We start from the raw sequence: 16,419 nt of genomic DNA, 5'->3' as shown, positions 1-16,419 counted from the left end.
GTGAGCAGATGACCAAAATCAGAGTTCATGAATATGCGAAGCAAGTGAATAAAACGAGTAAAGAGGTTATTGAAGCACTAAGTAAATTAAATGTGAGTGTAACAAACCATATGTCTATGTTGGAAAAAGACGCTGTGGCAAAGTTAAATCAAACATTTAAAGCAACACCTGAGAAAAATGTAGCAAAACAATCAACTCAAAACATGGCACAAAAACCTCAATCAAATGGCCAGCAAAAACCACAGCATTCGGTGAAAAAGCAAGAAGGACAAAGGCAGCAATCTGCTACTTCTAAGCCAAAAGTAAACAATCAGCAACATGCACAGCAAAACTCAAATTCGTCTAACGAAAAATCTAAGAATACAAAAGGTAATCAAAATAGAAATATGACACAAAATAATAATAATAACAATAATAATCGTAGAGGTGGCGGTGGTTACAACCAACGTCCAAAACCAGGGATTCATGGAGGCAAACGTCGCCATCCAAAAACGCATCAACCATCAATTCCAGTGAAACAAAAGGAACTTCCAGAAAAAATTACTTTTGTTGAATCATTATCAGTTGCAGAATTAGCAAAAAAATTACACCGTGAGCCATCTGAAATCATTAAAAAATTATTCATGCTTGGCGTAATGGCAACAATTAACCAAGAATTAGATAAGGATGCAATTGAATTAATTTGCGCAGACTACGGTGTAGAAGTGGAAGAAGAAATTCGTGTAGATATTACGGATTTAGAAACACACTTCGAGCAAACAGAAGAAGTAAACGAGGCAGATTTATCAGAACGTCCGCCAGTTGTAACAATTATGGGTCACGTTGACCATGGTAAAACAACTTTATTAGACTCTATTCGCCATACAAAAGTAACAGCAGGAGAAGCTGGTGGTATTACACAACATATTGGTGCATACCAAGTTACAGAAGGCGACAAGAAAATTACATTCCTTGATACACCAGGACATGCGGCTTTCACAACAATGCGTGCGCGTGGTGCAAAAGTAACGGATTTAACAATTTTAGTTGTAGCTGCTGATGATGGTGTTATGCCACAAACAGTAGAAGCGATCAATCATGCCAAGGCTGCTGAAGTACCAATAATTGTGGCTGTGAATAAAATGGATAAACCATCGGCAAATCCAGATCGTGTGATGCAAGAATTAACAGAACATGGCTTAGTTCCTGAAGCATGGGGTGGAGATACAATTTTCGTTCCAATTTCAGCTTTAAAAGGTGAAGGCATTGATACATTGTTAGAGATGATTTTACTTGTAGCTGAAGTAGGCGAGCTTAAAGCAAATCCAGAACGTTTAGCACTTGGAACAGTAATCGAAGCTCAGCTTGATAAAGGTCGTGGCTCTGTTGCTACGCTTTTAGTACAAGATGGAACATTAAAAGTAGGTGACCCAATCGTTGTAGGTCATACGTATGGTCGTGTACGTGCGATGGTAAATGACAAAGGTCGTCGAGTAAAAGAAGCTGGCCCATCAACTCCAGTTGAAATTACAGGTTTAAATGATGTACCTCAAGCAGGTGACCGTTTCGTTGTCTTTGAAGACGAGAAAACAGCACGTCAAGTTGGAGAAACAAGAGCAATGTCAGCGATTCAAGCACAACGTTCAGAAAAACAACGTGTAACGCTTGATAACTTATTTGAACAAATGAGCCAAGGCGAAATGAAAGAGCTCAACTTAATTGTGAAAGCTGACGTTCAAGGTACTGTTGAAGCTATGGCAGCCTCCCTAATGAAAATTGATGTGGAAGGCGTAAATGTGAAAATTATTCATACAGGTGCTGGAGCTATTACCGAATCTGATATTTCTCTTGCAGCAGCTTCTAATGCCATCGTTATTGGATTTAATGTACGTCCGGATGTTAACGCAAAACGTGCAGCAGAAGAAGAGGGTGTAGATATTCGCTTACACCGCATTATCTATAAAGTAATTGAAGAAATTGAACAAGCAATGAAAGGTATGCTTGATCCTGAATTTGAAGAAAAAATTATTGGTCAAGCAGAAGTTCGTCAAACAATTAAAGTATCAAAAGTTGGTACAATTGCTGGTTCATATGTAACAGAAGGAAAGGTAACACGTGATTCAGGTGTACGTGTGATCCGTGATAACGTCGTTATTTTTGAAGGTGAGCTAGATACGCTTAAACGCTTCAAAGATGAAGTAAAAGAAGTGGCAAAAGGATACGAATGTGGTATTACGATTACAAACTTCAATGATATTAAAGAAGGCGACATTATTGAAGCCTATATTATGGAAGAGGTTAAACGCGCCTAATGATCGTGTATGCAGAGGTTGAATTTATCATTCAAACTGCCCATTCGTTAAAGGAAAAGCGTGCTGTCTTACAGCGTATGATTACCCGCACAAAGCAGAAATTTAACGTTTCTATTGCGGAAATTGACCATCAAAATGTATGGCAGCGTACGAAATTAGCACTTGTTGCTGTTTCTTCGTCCAAAGAAGCAGCTGAACGAGAAATTAATCACGCGCTCCACTATTTAGAGTCAAATCCGTCATGGGAACAGCTTAATGTGTGGCGAGATTATTTATAAGTAGTAGTAGATAGTTGTCTAGCTTACGAAGGCATGGAACACACAACTATCTGTACATCGAAATAGAGGTGACAAATTATGTCTCTACGTTCAAACCGTGTTGCCGAGCAAATGAAAAAGGAGCTTGGTGATATTCTTGGCCGTAAAATAAAAGATCCGCGTGTTGGTTTTGTGACTGTTACAGGTGTTGAAGTAACGGGTGATTTACAGCAAGCGACAATCTATATTACATCTTTAGGCAACGAACGTGAACGAGAGGAAACGCTTAAAGCTTTAGTAAAAGCTTCGGGCTTTATTCGCTCTGAAATCGGATCACGCATTCGTTTACGACGTACACCAGAATTAATCTTTGAATTTGATTCATCGATTGAATATGGGAACCGTATTGATTCATTGTTAAGAGATTTACACAAAGAATAAGCTAAAAAAGTCTGCCACATGCATGTTTATGCAGGCAGACTTTTTAGCTTCATGGAAAAAGTTATATTGCCAATGAATAAATAAATGATAGAGTAAGCAGTTTGGGAGGAGCTATATGAACGGTATTTTACCGCTTTGGAAAGAAAGAGGCATGACAAGCCATGATTGTGTCTTTAAATTACGCAAAATTTTGCGGACAAAAAAAGTTGGGCATACAGGTACACTGGATCCAGGTGTTGAGGGCGTACTACCAATTTGTATTGGCCAAGCAACTCGAATAGCAGAATATTTAACTGACGCAGGGAAAACCTATGAAGCAATCATTTCAATCGGTCGTACCACGACAACCGAGGATGCAGAAGGTGAAACCGTTGAAGAAGATCTTACGATAAAAAAATTTTCTCGTGAACAGTTGTTAGAGGTTTTAGCTTCATTGACTGGAGTTATTGAACAAACACCACCCATGTTTTCAGCAGTAAAAGTTAATGGGAAGCGCCTCTATGAATATGCGCGAAAAGGTGAAAGTGTTGAAAGACCAACTCGCCAAGTAACAATTTATAATTTAGAGCTACTTGATGAGCTAGCACATTATGAGGGACAAGAAATCACATTTCCAGTACGTATCGCCTGTAGTAAAGGGACATATATTCGAACACTAGCTGTGCAAATTGGTGAGGCGCTTGGCTATCCAGCACATATGAAGGAGCTTGTACGTACTGCTTCTGGTACTTTTACACAGGATAACTGTTTTACGTTAGCACAGGTTGCTGAGCTAATGGAGACTGAGCAAGTAGCTTCCTGCATTTTACCTGTCGAATATGCATTAGCAGACTATCCATATATTGAGATTACGAATGCCAATGAAAAAGAAATTTTCAATGGACAAGTGCTTCCAGCAGATGCATTATTAAATAGTCATGATAAAATTGTGTATGGAATCAATGGAAAGGCAGTTGCGGTTTATCAAGCTCACCCAACAAAGGATGGTTTGATGAAGCCACATAAGATGTTTCCGACGATAGAGTAGGAGGATTTTTCAATGGAGGTCATTCATTTAAAATACCCACATCAATTACAGCAACGAGAAAGCATGCAGCCGTATTCATTAGCTCTTGGCTTTTTCGATGGTGTACATAGAGGGCATCAAGCAGTTATCAAGGCAGCTAAGGAAGAGGGCAACAAGCGACAAATTCCAACTGCAGTGATGACATTCGATCCACATCCTTCATTAGTCCTTGGTGGACGTAACGAAAAGGTTTTTTATATTACACTCTTACAACAGAAATTACAGCTGTTTGAAGAACAGGGTGTGGATACGGTATTCGTTGTCCACTTCACTTCAGATTTTGCCAAACTTTCACCAGCGGCATTTATTGATACATTTATCCGTGGGTTAAATATTCAGCATGTGACAGCTGGCTTCGATTATTCGTTTGGAGCATTTGGTAAGGGAACAATGGAAGATATGCGTTTATTAAGTAATGGTGATTATGGCGTTACAATTGTTGAGAAGAAAACAGATGATGTTGAGAAAATCAGCTCTACCCGTATACGCAAGCTATTACAAGAAGGCGATATGGAAGAAGCAACAGTTTTATTAGGGAGACCGTTTGAAATCAATGGGATTGTTGTCCATGGTGATAAACGTGGTCGTACTATTGGTTTCCCTACTGCAAATGTCCAAGCATTAGAAGGAACGTTTATTCCAGCTAGTGGTGTTTATGCTGTTCGTCTGCTTGTACAAAATAACTGGTATGATGGTGTTTGCAACGTGGGCTATAAGCCAACTTTCAAAGATCCAAATGATAAGCAATTATCGATTGAAGTCCATATTTTAAACTTTGATAAAAATATCTACGGTGAAGAAGTACATGTGGCATGGTATAAACGTATACGAAGTGAACGGAAATTCGATGGTATTGAGGCCTTGAAAACACAAATTGAAAAGGATAAACAAGAAGCAATCCGTTACTTTAACCAGCTATAAGAAGTACTTCATTACTGTAGTCACATTAGCCAAGTCGACGTTTTACTTGCTTGACTATGTGATTTATGGTAATATTCATAAGTGCATAAAATGCTTAACCTTAGCTCGGTATATCGATGACTCCAACGTTTACTGTGCTAATGGGGATTAATTATAATTTAGGAGGTCCATACAAATGGCTATTACAAAAGAACGTAAAAACGAAATTATCGCTGAGTACCGTACTCACGAAAGTGACACTGGTTCACCAGAAGTACAAGTTGCAGTATTAACAGAGGAAATCAATGCTCTAAATACTCACTTACGTACTCACAAAAAAGATTTCCACTCTGAGCGTGGTCTTCTTAAAATGGTAGGTCGTCGTCGTCACTTATTAAAATACCTTCGTGAAACAGACGTACAACGTTACCGTGAATTAATCAACCGTTTAGGCTTACGTCGCTAATTAATAGCAAAAGTAATCCTATATTAGACTGTAGACAAACTGATGTTTGTCTACAGTCTTTTTTTGAGATAATCTTGTTAATTTTGTTCAACAATAAGCCATAACTTTTTTACACTACGATGAACGATAGATAAAAATGATTTGATACTTGATAAAAGGGTGATATATTCTAATCACATTTCACAGCCCATTTATAGTCATTGCGTTCATCATTTGCAAGTGTAATTGAAGTAGATAAATTGAAGGCTAGATTGCTATTATATTTCATGAAATACAATCCAGCAAATTATAGGATAGAGGCTCAAAATTGGTACATAAGCGTCAATCATACAATCTAAATGCTATCATTGAATACTAGTAAACGATGGCTATGGGTTAGAAAACTTTCTATGTTAATAGTTGGTGAAATGTAAACTAAATCATTTAGAAGGGTGAGTAGGATGTTTAACCAATTATTAAGAGAGAATAATATTGTTGCAAGTATTTTAACAGTTATTCGTGTTTATTTAGGCTGGCATTGGCTTACAGCAGGTTGGGGAAAATTGTTTAATGGCTTTGATGCATCTGGCTTTTTAGCCAATGCTATTGCAAATCCAGTGACAAGTGGAGAAGAGCTCGCATACCCACTGTATGTAAAGTTTATTGAATCATTTGCTTTGCCAAATGCTGAGCTAATTAATATTCTTGTGCCTTGGGGAGAATTCTTAGTAGGGCTAGGATTAATTCTGGGATGCTTAACGACATATGCTGCATTTTTCGGTATGGTCATGAATTTTGCCTTCCTAATGGCAGGTACTATATCTAGCAATCCTTGGGATATTTTACTTGCAATCTTTATAGCCGTTGCTGGTTACAATGCTGGGAAATTCGGGCTTGACCGCTTCATTATGCCAATCATAGGTAAAAAGATGGCGAGAAATAAGAAAAAAGAAGTTGTTCAACCTGTTAAAATTACATAATAAACTTTTTACATATCTTATATTAGGAGACTACTCATTAGTCTGAATATACCCCGTCCATTATATTGAAGTGACCCCTATAAGTTAGACACGGTTATTTCGTTTAGGCAGCTTGGGTAAACTGAGTTCGGTATTCTACCGGACTCAGTTTTAATTTTGCCTTTAAACGTCTCGTGTTGTAATACGTTATATACTTTTCAAGTTCCTTTTTAAAATGCTCGACACTATCAAATTCCTTTAAGTAGAGGAATTCTGACTTCATGATGCCGAAGAAATTCTCCATGACAGAGTTGTCATAACAGTTTCCCTTACGTGACATACTTTGCACAATGCCTCTTGATTCAAGGGCGTGGCGATATTGTTTCATTTGGTAATGCCAACCTTGATCTGAATGCATCAATAATTGATGTTCCTCTGGCAACCTCTCTAGTGCCTTCTCCAACATTTCTGATACAAGCGAATATGTTGGTCTATGACCAATTGTGTACGTAATAATTTCGCCGTTAAATAAGTCTAAAATAGGTGATAAATAGAGCTTTTCACCAAACAGCTTAAACTCCGTAATATCTGTAACCCATTTTTCATTCGGTGCTTCTGCTATGAAGTTACGATCCAATCTATTAGGCGCAATCTTACCGATTGTCCCTTTATAAGATTTGTATTTCTTCATACGCACTAAGCACTTTAAACCTAATTCTTTCATGATACGTTGAACCTTTTTATGATTCACTTTTTTCCCACGATTTGCTAGCTCATCACGAATACGACGATAACCATAACGACCTTCGTGTTCGTTATAAATTGCTCGAATTTCGGCCTTTAACTCGGCATCTGGATCTGGACGATCCATCTTCTTCACTAAATCATAGTACGTGCTACGTGGAATGCCTGCGAATTTCGCAAGCGCCTTCACCGAGTATTTATGCCTTAATTCATAGATGACCTTTACTTTGTCTTCTTTGGTGATTTTTCCTTGGCTTGAACTAAGGCGTTCAACTTTTTTAAGTACTCATTTTCCATACGTAGACGATTGATTTCTGCTTGAAGTGCTTCAGGTGTCCCTTCTACTGGTGCTTGTTTTGGTTGTTTGTTCGTTTCTTTTTTCATGGATGGATGCCCCTTTTTCCTTGATTGAAGGGCATCGAATCCTTTTGTTTTAAATTGCTTTTTCCAACTACGAAGTGTAGAAGGCGTAGCTATCTTAAAGATAGCTGCTGTTTCAAGTAAGGACGTACCATTTTCAATCATAAAGTTTAGTACGTCTAGTTTAAACTGTGCCGAATAATTTGTATATCGCTTTATAAACGCTTCTACGCCATTATACTCATATTGTTTCGCCCAATTAAGAATTGCTTTGTGATCTGTTCCGATAGATTTAGCAATTTCATGTGAACTTTCATTGCCTTTTATGTAACGTAAGGCTGCTTGTAGTTTTTCTTCCGATGTAAATTTAGCCATATAAAAACTGCTCCTCCAAATGTTAGATGTGTCTAACATTTGGGGAGCAGTTCATTCATATGGGTGGGGTATTTAAGTTGTTGAAAAAAGAAATGTCACTAGCAGAAAAGCCCTTTTTGCAAGGTGAGGGGGTGATTTCCGTTCCACTGGGCGTCCGATGATCCAGTTTTACTCACTTACGCAACTTTCACAAAAATTCTATTGATGGTTTTACTTTTCAACACTATGTAAATCCCGACTATTATTTGCCTGACTTACTAACTTTCCTAGATGATCCAACTTTCTTTTACCTTATAGGATGTTGTATGATAAGCTCCATGTTATAATAAGTCTATTGTTTAAACTTGTATTTGAAAAACTAATGTTAGCGAAGCAGTTATTTCCATTTACATACATTACTTTTCGTCAAGAAGGAATCAATATAGAAAAAACCATATACCAAAAATGCTTTTTCAATTAAATAATGAAATAAATCTTAAATAAATTGGCAATAACTGAATTTAAATGTATGATTATTTCATGAAATATTATTTAGCATAGAACAAGCATTTTTGGTACACTTACTATTAGTACATACAGACGAAGTAAGTGTTTTTATAATAGAGAGGGGTTCATTGAATGAACGAAAAGAAAGTCTATTCCTATGAATGGGCTGGCCGTCCACTTGTAATTGAAGTAGGACAGTTAGCAAAACAAGCAAACGGAGCCGCATTAGTACGCTATGGCGATACTTCTGTACTTGCTACAGCAACAATGTCAAAATCACCTAAACCACTTGATTTCTTCCCATTAACAGTAAACTATGAAGAGCGTCTATATGCTGCAGGTAAAATTCCTGGCGGCTTTATTAAGCGTGAAGGACGTCCATCTGAAAAGGCGATTTTAGCAAGTCGTTTAATCGACCGTCCGATTCGTCCGATGTTCCCGGATGGTTTCCGTAATGAAGTACAAGTTATTTCTATGGTTATGTCAAATGATCCTGACTGTACATCTGAAATGGCAGCAATGGTTGGTTCATCATTAGCATTAGCGATCTCTGATATTCCATTTGATGGGCCAATAGCAGGTGTACAAGTTGGTTATATTGATGGAGAATTCATTGTAAACCCGACAGTAGAGCAATCGAATCGCTCAACAATTCATTTGTCTGTAGCAGGGAACAAAGATGCTATCAATATGGTTGAAGCGGGTGCACTTGAGGTACCAGAGGAAATCATGTTAGAAGCAATTATGTTCGGTCATGAAGAAATCAAAAAAATCATTGCTTTCCAAGAGCAAATTGTGGCAGAGGTTGGTAAAGAAAAGTTACCAGTGACACTATTTGAAATTGATGAAGCAATTCAAGCCGATATAAAAGCAGCTTGTGAGACTGATATGCATGATGCAATTCAAACGGCAGAGAAACATGCTCGTGATGAGGCAATTCAAGCTGTGAAAGAGCGAGTTATCGCTTCCTATGAAGAGCAAGAAGCAGACGACGAAACAATGAAACAAGTGTACACAATTCTTGACAAGATGGTAAAAGAAGAAGTACGCCGTCAAATCACGGAAGATAAGATTCGTCCAGATGGTCGTAAGCTCGACGAAATCCGACCACTTTCTTCTGAAACAGGCTTATTACAACGTACACATGGTTCAGGTCTGTTTACACGTGGACAAACACAAGCACTTTCTATTTGTACATTAGGTGCGCTTGGTGATGTACAAATTATTGACGGTTTGGGTGTGGAAGAGTCAAAACGCTTTATGCACCATTATAACTTCCCACAATTTTCTGTAGGGGAAACGGGTCCAATCCGTGGGCCAGGTCGTCGTGAAATTGGTCATGGTGCGTTAGGTGAGCGTGCACTTGAAGCAGTCATTCCTGATGAGTCGGTCTTCCCTTATACAATTCGTTGTGTATCAGAAGTACTTGAATCAAACGGATCAACTTCCCAAGCTTCTATTTGTGCGTCTACATTAGCCATGATGGATGCAGGTGTTCCATTAAAAGCACCAGTTGCAGGTATTGCAATGGGCCTTATTAAAAAAGGTGAACATTATTCTATTTTAACGGATATTCAAGGAATGGAAGACCATTTAGGCGATATGGACTTTAAAGTGGCTGGTACAGCTAAAGGTGTAACAGCTCTACAAATGGACATTAAAATTGATGGTTTATCTCGCAATATTTTAGAAGAAGCACTGACACAAGCAAAAGTTGGACGTATGCATATTCTAGAATCAATGCTTGCTACACTGCCAGAGCCACGTAAACAATTATCTGCGTTTGCACCAAAAATTGTTATTGTAAAAATTAATCCTGATAAAATTCGCGATGTAATTGGACCAGGTGGTAAACAAATTAATAAAATTATTGAAGAAACGGGCGTTAAGATTGATACAGAGCAAGATGGTACAATCTATATTTCTTCTGCCGATGAAGCAATGAATGCACGTGCAAAACAAATTATTGAAGATATCGTACGTGAAGCAAAAGTAGGTGAATACTACTTATCAACAGTGAAACGTATTGAAAAATTCGGCGCCTTTTGCGAAATCTTCCCAGGGAAAGATGGCTTGCTTCACATTTCTGAAATTCAAGAGGAACGTACAAAGCAAGTGGAGGATGTCTTAAAACTTGGTGATCAATTACTTGTGAAAGTGATTGAAATCGACAAGCAAGGTCGTGTGAATTTATCTCGCAAAGTAGTAATTCAAGAGGAAAAAGAGCGCGCTGAACAAGAAAAATAATATTGGTTAAAAGGCTGCGTAAATTGCGCAGCCTTTTTCGATAGTAGCAAGAAGAAAAGTAGAGGATTTTTATAATTGGGGGAGATAGTTTGGTTCAAGTACATACATGTCAGAATGGTGTTCGAATTGTATCAGAGCAAATTGATCATGTAAGATCAGTGGCATTAGGTATCTTTGTGAACGCTGGCTCTCGCTATGAGCTACCTGAAGAGAATGGTATCACACATTTTATTGAGCATATGTTGTTTAAAGGCACAACAACTCGTTCAGCTCGTCAAATTGCTGAAGAATTTGATCGAATCGGAGGAGAGCTAAATGCCTTCACATCGAAAGAAAATACATGTTACTATGCTAAGATTTTAGATCATCATGCGGAGCTTGCGGTCACAATACTAGCAGATATGTTTTTCAATTCTACCTTTGCGGAAGAAGAATTAGAAAAAGAGCGACAAGTAGTATTAGAAGAAATTTTAATGAGCGAAGATGCTYCTGATGATGACGTTCATGAGAAGCTGTGGGGTGTCATGTATCCGAATGATGCACTCGGTCGTCCAATACTAGGTACGGCTGCTACATTAAAGACATTTACAGYAGATGYTATACGAYAATATATGGATAAACATTATGGGCCAGAGTCTGTTGTTATTTCTATTGCAGGTAATATTTCATCTCAGCTTATGCAAACGATTGAAGATTTATTTGGTCACTATCAACCTTCACCGCATGCTATTGCGCCTGTCCTGACAAATCCTTCATTTTATCCAGGGGAAATTACAAAAATACGCGATACAGAGCAGGCACATGTCGCGATTTCCTATCCAGCAATTGGTGTAAAAGATCCAGATATGTATAGCTTTATTGCGCTTAACAATATAATTGGAGGCAATATGAGTTCTCGATTGTTTCAGGAAGTACGAGAAGAACGTGGGCTAGCCTATTCTATTTTCTCCTATCAATCGTGTTATGCAGATGTAGGTGCTTTTACGATTTATGGTAGTACTAGTCGACAGCAATTAGCACAGCTTCAGCACACGATTGATGCCACTTTATTAGATATTGTAGCGGGTGGTGTGACAGAGGAGGAGCTTGATAATGCGAAAGAGCAGCTTAAAGGAAGCTTTGTCCTTGGATTAGAAGGGACGGGAGCTCGTATGAATCGAAATGGAACAAGTGAACTTGTTCATCGCAAGCATCGAACAGTAGACGAGGTTCTTAAATCGATAGATGCCGTATCGATGGAGTCAGTGGATCGGCTGATTGCTAAAATTTTAAAAGCAGAACCAGCTATCTCAATCATAGGTCCTAGCGAATAAAGATATTTTAATAAGATAGCATTTGTTCAAGCTATTATTAGATAGGAGATTGGCATTTATTTTCAATGTGGATAAGTGACAACAGCCCTCCATAAAATGAGTAGTGAAAACCTTTACCCAAAAGGTAACACTTTTATGAACTGGCGAGGAAGGTACTTGATTCAAGGGGATAGCGAGACATGTCACCCTCTCTAAATGGAGAGGTAGCGAAGGAAGCCGCTCTGCACATGCTCATAGGAAAGCAAGTAGCCTGCAATGAAATCCATTTCCTTTTAATTGACTGTTTTGCTATTCAATACGATTAAAAATAGGCTGCCAAATAAGGCAGCCTATTTTTGATGAATATTTAGCTTTAGCAAATTTCCTTTGCCAAATATAAATAAAGACATTTGTGAAACACAAGAAAAGTGATGAGGATACTAACCAGTGTTGGTATGAATAAGATAATTAAATTTGCAGCTACTAGTGATAAATAATAATGAATAACAAAATTTAGCAGAATGATAAGCACAATAGCTGTAAGCATTCTAACCGTTCGCATTCTCTCTGTTTCATCAAGATGCTGAATATAAAATTGACTACAGATAAGGAAAGAGGCGCTACTTATATAAGCAAAGTACATAGCAAGATGCTCGATAAAATTTTCAGATGCATCAGGTTGTGAGAAATACATAGGCGCAAGGATAATAAAGAGCAATGCAATAAGGCCATAGCAAAATAAAAAATCGGATTGCAATTGTGTTTTCTTTGATAGAGGTAGCGTATTGACATACATTGTCCACTTTACTTGACGGTCGCCTCTATATAAATTATCTACGATGTTGGCAGAAATAACGACAACAAATAATCCGATAGAAGGACTATCTACAAAAGGTAAATGTACAAAATGAAGAAGTAAACATAATGTCATTGTAAAAAGAATAGTCCATTTTTGTATGACAATTCTTTGTAACAACAGTGCTCGCATGAGATCCCTCCTAAAACTCTTTTCTTTTATAAATAGCAGTAGAAACTAGAGAGGAGAGGCAGAGCAGTATTAGCCCGCCCAAAGGTGCTAAATAGACATATTGCTTTAAATATAGAAACGTTTGAGTCATATCAGGGATATATTCTTTAAACATCCCCGTTAAGAAGCCAGGAATAAAACAAAACGCAATGAGGACTATTCTTCCTTTAATAGAGSCAAATTTAATMTGGATAGGTAGTAATACGGCTAATAAACAGAGCGCCGATGTTATGATCAAATTAAACGTTAGGAAAAATTCTGAAGTGATCTCGTTATTGGTAAAAAAATTGATAAAAAATAGGATAGGTAATGCCATAACAAGTCCGAAAATCATTAACATCACACTGAGTATATATTTACTAAAAACGATATCCGCTTTAGAAATTGGAAAAGTATTAGCGTATTTATCCCACTTACTTTGTTCATCGTAGCTAAGCGCAGTTATCGCTTGTATCGTAACAATAAAAACAATAACAGCTAGAAGCATTGCGCTTTGCTGCATAAAAATCGCCATCACAAGAAGAAATATAAGAACAAATGCTTGTGCTTTCATTTGTCGTTGAATGGTCATTAAATCTTTTAGGATAAGTCCTACCATATTTAAACACTACCTTTCACGAAAAATAGCATGATATCTTCTATAGAAGGCCTTTCAAGTCTGAAAGCCTCATTTACTTCATTTTTCAGAACTAATGCTTCTATTCCAAACGCACCAGGACGGGTTCTTAGAATAGCATGCTCTGGCAAGTCGTTTACTTCCTCACTGTTACCTTTGAAAATACCATATTCATATAATAGAGCATCTTTACTCTCGCTCAATAAAATCTCACCATTATGAMTTAACGTAATATAGTCAGCAATTTTTTCTAAATCGCTTGTAATATGCGATGAAAATAAAATGCTGTGCGTTTCATCCTGCATAAATGCTAAAWATAAATCCAGAATTTCATCCCGAATAATAGGGTCTAATCCACTTGTTGGCTCATCTAAAMTCAATAATTTTGGATGATGTGCCAATGCTAAGGCAATTGATAGCTTCATCCTCATTCCTCGTGATAGTTCCTTTATCTTCTTCCTCTTTGGCACCTTAAATTGAGCTAATCTTTCAAAATAATAGTCTGAATCCCATGTTTGAAATACTTTTCTCATGATTTTGTCGAGTTGCGTCGCATTTAGCGTTTCTGGTACATGTAAATCGTCAAATACAACGCCGATGTCGTTTTTTATCGATAGTTCGTGTTCGACATGATCTTTGCCAAATAGCAAAATTTCGCCATATTCTTTTTTTATTAAATTCAGCATGCATTTTATCGTTGTTGATTTGCCAGMSCMKKYTWYTCCYACAGAACCCAGTCCTGTGCGTTGTGGAATAGAAATAGTTCTGAATTTAAGAAAAAAGCCTTCAAAGCCCTTATGTAGATCATGAATTTCAATGGCATTCATATTACTTATCCTCCTCTAACATTAAAGATAGTAGTTCTTGTAATTCTTCACCAGAAAGTCCAGCGGTTTTCGCTATTTTTGCTGCCTTTTGCAAATGCCCCTCTACCTGCCGTAATAGCTCCTCACGTAGAAAGTCTTGATTTCGTTCTGTGACAAAGCTCCCTTTACCAGCGACAGTTTCAATGAAACCATCTCGCTCTAAATCAGCATAGGCACGTTTAGTGGTCATCACACTTATTTTTAAATCCTTTGCTAAAGCGCGGATAGACGGTAGTGCATCACCAGYCTGTAATTTATTAGCTAAAATAGCCTCTTTGAGCTGTATGGTGATTTKCTCATAAATAGGTTTTTCACTCGCATTACTTAAATGGATATGCACAAATCATCACCTCTTATAACTGTATATATACACTATATACAGAAAGCGATGAAAATGCAACATATTCGTACTTTAGGTAGGGGTCACGATTTGCAAAAAGTCCGCATATATTGAGGTAACGGCTCAAGGAGGGAGATGAGGCATGCTACTATCTGAGATGGTGGATAAGGAGTTAATTCAAATTGAGGGTGGCGTACATTTTGGCATCCTGGCACATACAGAATGCCTATTAGATGTGCAAACAGGGAAAATACATGGTTTTGAAATTGTGAAAGATAAACTACCATTCCAAAAAAAGAAAATGAAAGTTAGTGAAATGATACCTTGGCACGAAATTATTTTAATTGGTGAAGATCGTATTTTATTTAATAAGACATCTACAGTACAGTCAGAATATTTACAGTGAGGTGAGCTTTTGGAAAACGAAAAATGGCTTGTTATCGGTGAGGACTCCCGATTAAAGGAACTAGCTACAATGCTAAGAAGTCCATCGAGAACAGTATTTTATAAAAGAACAACTGTATGGAACGAAGAGTTAAATAAACTTGTTTTAGAATTCCAGCCTAATAAAATCGTATTACCTATTCTTCCATTAAAAATAGAAGTTGAGCAGCTCTATGGTATATCACAAGTGAAATTTTATACAGGTCGATTAACAATGCATTGGAAGCAATTACTAGAGAAAAATGAATCTATTTGCTATTTACAACAAGAATCATTTATTTGGCAAAATGCTCGATTAACAGCGGAGGGATTTATCGCCACGTTTTACGGACTCGAGCAAAAATGTATTTACGGACAAAATTTCACAATCGCAGGTTTTGGTCGCATCGCAAAAATGCTCGCCTCTTTACTAGTTAAGATGGGTGCAAATGTTCATATTGTTGCACGTTCAGTTGTACAAGTGAGTGAAGCAAAAGCTTATGGTTATAAAGCCACGAATTTAGATGATCGCCAATGGTCTATTACAGATGGCATTTTTATTAATACAATTCCTGCTAAATGGATTACAGAGTCTTTTATAGAGCATGTTCCAACTGTTTTATATGACTTGGCTTCAGAGCCAGGATGTTTAGATATAGATTCTGATCAATTACAAACGTATGTACTATTGCCATCATTGCCTGGGAAATACTTTGCACATGATGCTGCTACAATATTGTGCAAGGCAATAGAGGAGGAAGAAAATTGTTAACGGGGAAACGAATTGGCTTAGGTATTACTGCTTCTCATTGTACGTATGAAGATGTAGTACYTAAWATCCAAAATTTTATTGATGTCGGAGCWACAGTTATTCCAATCATTACCCATTSCGTTTTACATGCAGCTACACGCTTTGGTACAGGTGAAGAGTGGATTGCCAAAATAGAAGCTTTGACAGGAGAAAAAGTTATTTCTTCTATAAAAGAGGCGGAGCCATTTGGCCCATCCAATCCATTAGATGCAATGGTCATAGCCCCCATGACAGGCAATAGCATAAGTAAATTTGCTAATGCGGCAACAGATAGTCCTGTGTTAATGGCAGCAAAGGCTACTTTGCGTAATGGTTCGCCTGTAGTTTTAGGTATTTCCACAAACGATGCACTAGGCTTAAATGGCATAAATATTATGAAACTGTTAAATGCCAAAAATATATATTTTATTCCCTTTGGTCAGGATGCCCCTCACTCCAAACCAAATTCTTTAATTGCTGATTTTGAGCAAATG

The 16,419-nt window shown here is 37.5% G+C and carries 16 protein-coding genes and 1 pseudogene (1 of these 17 running past the window's edge); 12 read left to right on the top strand and 5 right to left on the bottom strand.

All coding sequences use genetic code 11. The features are described 5' to 3' along the window. Positions 1–8 precede the first annotated feature (8 nt). The 7 genes from infB to ACHZEU_RS08260 all read left to right on the top strand — a co-directional run bounded on the left by infB (position 9) and on the right by ACHZEU_RS08260 (position 6,380). Complete coding sequence (gene infB / locus ACHZEU_RS08290; protein ID WP_048391561.1) at positions 9–2,291, top strand: translation initiation factor IF-2; 2,283 nt, start codon at positions 9–11, stop codon at positions 2,289–2,291. Then, positions 2,291–2,569, top strand: a complete 279-nt coding sequence (locus ACHZEU_RS08285; protein ID WP_008178987.1) for a DUF503 domain-containing protein — start codon at positions 2,291–2,293, stop codon at positions 2,567–2,569. The genes infB and ACHZEU_RS08285 overlap by 1 nt, the downstream gene beginning before the upstream one ends. Before the next feature lie 78 nt (positions 2,570–2,647). Further along, positions 2,648–2,989: a 30S ribosome-binding factor RbfA gene (gene rbfA / locus ACHZEU_RS08280; RefSeq protein ID WP_004225003.1), complete on the top strand. Its 342-nt coding sequence runs from the start codon at positions 2,648–2,650 to the stop codon at positions 2,987–2,989. 115 nt (positions 2,990–3,104) lie between these two features. Next, positions 3,105–4,016 carry a tRNA pseudouridine(55) synthase TruB gene (truB, locus tag ACHZEU_RS08275; protein ID WP_004225000.1) on the top strand — a complete coding sequence of 304 codons (912 nt, stop codon included), beginning with the start codon at positions 3,105–3,107 and terminating at the stop codon, positions 4,014–4,016. Positions 4,017–4,028: 12 nt separating this feature from the next. Next, a complete protein-coding gene (gene ribF / locus ACHZEU_RS08270) occupies positions 4,029–4,976 on the top strand; it encodes a riboflavin biosynthesis protein RibF (protein WP_004224996.1) in 948 nt (315 codons plus the stop codon). Positions 4,977–5,151: 175 nt separating this feature from the next. Next, on the top strand, positions 5,152–5,421 hold the full coding sequence (gene rpsO, locus ACHZEU_RS08265; protein ID WP_004224992.1) for a 30S ribosomal protein S15: 270 nt from the start codon (positions 5,152–5,154) through the stop codon (positions 5,419–5,421). Positions 5,422–5,861: 440 nt separating this feature from the next. Further along, positions 5,862–6,380, top strand: coding sequence for a DoxX family protein (locus tag ACHZEU_RS08260; RefSeq protein ID WP_279494209.1), 519 nt, complete (start codon positions 5,862–5,864; stop codon positions 6,378–6,380). Between the two features lie 103 nt (positions 6,381–6,483). On the opposite strand, the gene ACHZEU_RS08255 is transcribed toward ACHZEU_RS08260, so the two are convergent. Then, positions 6,484–7,838 (bottom strand): IS3 family transposase gene (locus tag ACHZEU_RS08255; RefSeq protein WP_139111235.1). Its coding sequence is split into 2 segments (ribosomal slippage): positions 6,484–7,385 and positions 7,385–7,838, totalling 1,356 coding nucleotides; the frame shifts between segments, so codons are not numbered across the junction. A gap of 618 nt (positions 7,839–8,456) precedes the next feature. On the opposite strand from ACHZEU_RS08255, the gene pnp reads away from it, so the two are divergent. Both pnp and ACHZEU_RS08245 read left to right on the top strand, forming a co-directional pair. Next, a complete protein-coding gene (gene pnp, locus ACHZEU_RS08250) occupies positions 8,457–10,571 on the top strand; it encodes a polyribonucleotide nucleotidyltransferase (protein WP_048391556.1) in 2,115 nt (704 codons plus the stop codon). Between the two features lie 89 nt (positions 10,572–10,660). Beyond that, entirely contained in the window at positions 10,661–11,884 is a 1,224-nt protein-coding gene (locus tag ACHZEU_RS08245) for a M16 family metallopeptidase (RefSeq protein ID WP_404804346.1), read from the top strand. Between the two features lie 352 nt (positions 11,885–12,236). Here the strand turns inward: ACHZEU_RS08245 and ACHZEU_RS08240 are convergent, their stop codons facing one another. The 4 genes and pseudogenes from ACHZEU_RS08240 to ACHZEU_RS08225 form a co-directional block, all read right to left on the bottom strand. Continuing rightward, positions 12,237–12,851, bottom strand: a complete 615-nt coding sequence (locus ACHZEU_RS08240; protein WP_054550532.1) for an ABC-2 transporter permease — start codon at positions 12,849–12,851, stop codon at positions 12,237–12,239. 10 nt (positions 12,852–12,861) lie between these two features. Then, positions 12,862–13,488, bottom strand: a complete 627-nt coding sequence (locus tag ACHZEU_RS08235) for an ABC-2 transporter permease (protein ID WP_404804345.1) — start codon at positions 13,486–13,488, stop codon at positions 12,862–12,864. A 2-nt stretch (positions 13,489–13,490) separates the two neighbouring features. Continuing rightward, positions 13,491–14,333 (bottom strand): annotated as a pseudogene (locus ACHZEU_RS08230) (ATP-binding cassette domain-containing protein). A gap of 1 nt (position 14,334) precedes the next feature. Beyond that, positions 14,335–14,712, bottom strand: coding sequence for a GntR family transcriptional regulator (locus ACHZEU_RS08225; protein WP_404804344.1), 378 nt, complete (start codon positions 14,710–14,712; stop codon positions 14,335–14,337). Between the two features lie 142 nt (positions 14,713–14,854). On the opposite strand from ACHZEU_RS08225, the gene ACHZEU_RS08220 reads away from it, so the two are divergent. The 3 genes in view from ACHZEU_RS08220 to ACHZEU_RS08210 are tightly spaced (at most 9 nt apart) and all read left to right on the top strand, a layout consistent with a single transcriptional unit that may run on beyond the window. Then, the gene (locus tag ACHZEU_RS08220; protein ID WP_004224966.1) at positions 14,855–15,118 is read left to right on the top strand and encodes a hypothetical protein; all 264 of its coding nucleotides are present in this window, start codon (positions 14,855–14,857) and stop codon (positions 15,116–15,118) included. Positions 15,119–15,127: 9 nt separating this feature from the next. Continuing rightward, positions 15,128–15,907, top strand: a complete 780-nt coding sequence (locus ACHZEU_RS08215; protein ID WP_004224963.1) for an NAD(P)-dependent oxidoreductase — start codon at positions 15,128–15,130, stop codon at positions 15,905–15,907. Then, positions 15,901–16,419, top strand: partial view of a dipicolinate synthase subunit B gene (locus ACHZEU_RS08210; RefSeq protein WP_404804343.1) — the 5' portion only. Its footprint extends 72 nt past the window's final position; only the first 519 of its 591 coding nucleotides appear in the window; its start codon is at positions 15,901–15,903; its stop codon lies off the right edge, out of view. Before ACHZEU_RS08215 ends, ACHZEU_RS08210 begins: the two co-directional genes overlap by 7 nt.

The organism is Lysinibacillus sp. S1, from assembly GCF_044986265.1.
Classification (GTDB): domain Bacteria; phylum Bacillota; class Bacilli; order Bacillales_A; family Planococcaceae; genus Lysinibacillus; species Lysinibacillus capsici.
The sequence above is the reverse complement of the archived record's forward strand: the minus strand, read 5'-3'. Positions and strand labels throughout refer to the sequence as shown.

Excerpts from the sequence above, each read along its gene's own strand:
- infB (WP_048391561.1), top strand. The coding sequence starts at position 9 with ATGACCAAAATCAGAGTTCATGAATATGCGAAGCAAGTGAATAAAACG.
- ACHZEU_RS08285 (WP_008178987.1), top strand. The coding sequence starts at position 2,291 with ATGATCGTGTATGCAGAGGTTGAATTTATCATTCAAACTGCCCATTCG.
- rbfA (WP_004225003.1), top strand. The coding sequence starts at position 2,648 with ATGTCTCTACGTTCAAACCGTGTTGCCGAGCAAATGAAAAAGGAGCTT.
- truB (WP_004225000.1), top strand. The coding sequence starts at position 3,105 with ATGAACGGTATTTTACCGCTTTGGAAAGAAAGAGGCATGACAAGCCAT.
- ribF (WP_004224996.1), top strand. The coding sequence starts at position 4,029 with ATGGAGGTCATTCATTTAAAATACCCACATCAATTACAGCAACGAGAA.
- rpsO (WP_004224992.1), top strand. The coding sequence starts at position 5,152 with ATGGCTATTACAAAAGAACGTAAAAACGAAATTATCGCTGAGTACCGT.
- ACHZEU_RS08260 (WP_279494209.1), top strand. The coding sequence starts at position 5,862 with ATGTTTAACCAATTATTAAGAGAGAATAATATTGTTGCAAGTATTTTA.
- pnp (WP_048391556.1), top strand. The coding sequence starts at position 8,457 with ATGAACGAAAAGAAAGTCTATTCCTATGAATGGGCTGGCCGTCCACTT.
- ACHZEU_RS08240 (WP_054550532.1), bottom strand. The coding sequence starts at position 12,851 with ATGCGAGCACTGTTGTTACAAAGAATTGTCATACAAAAATGGACTATT.
- ACHZEU_RS08220 (WP_004224966.1), top strand. The coding sequence starts at position 14,855 with ATGCTACTATCTGAGATGGTGGATAAGGAGTTAATTCAAATTGAGGGT.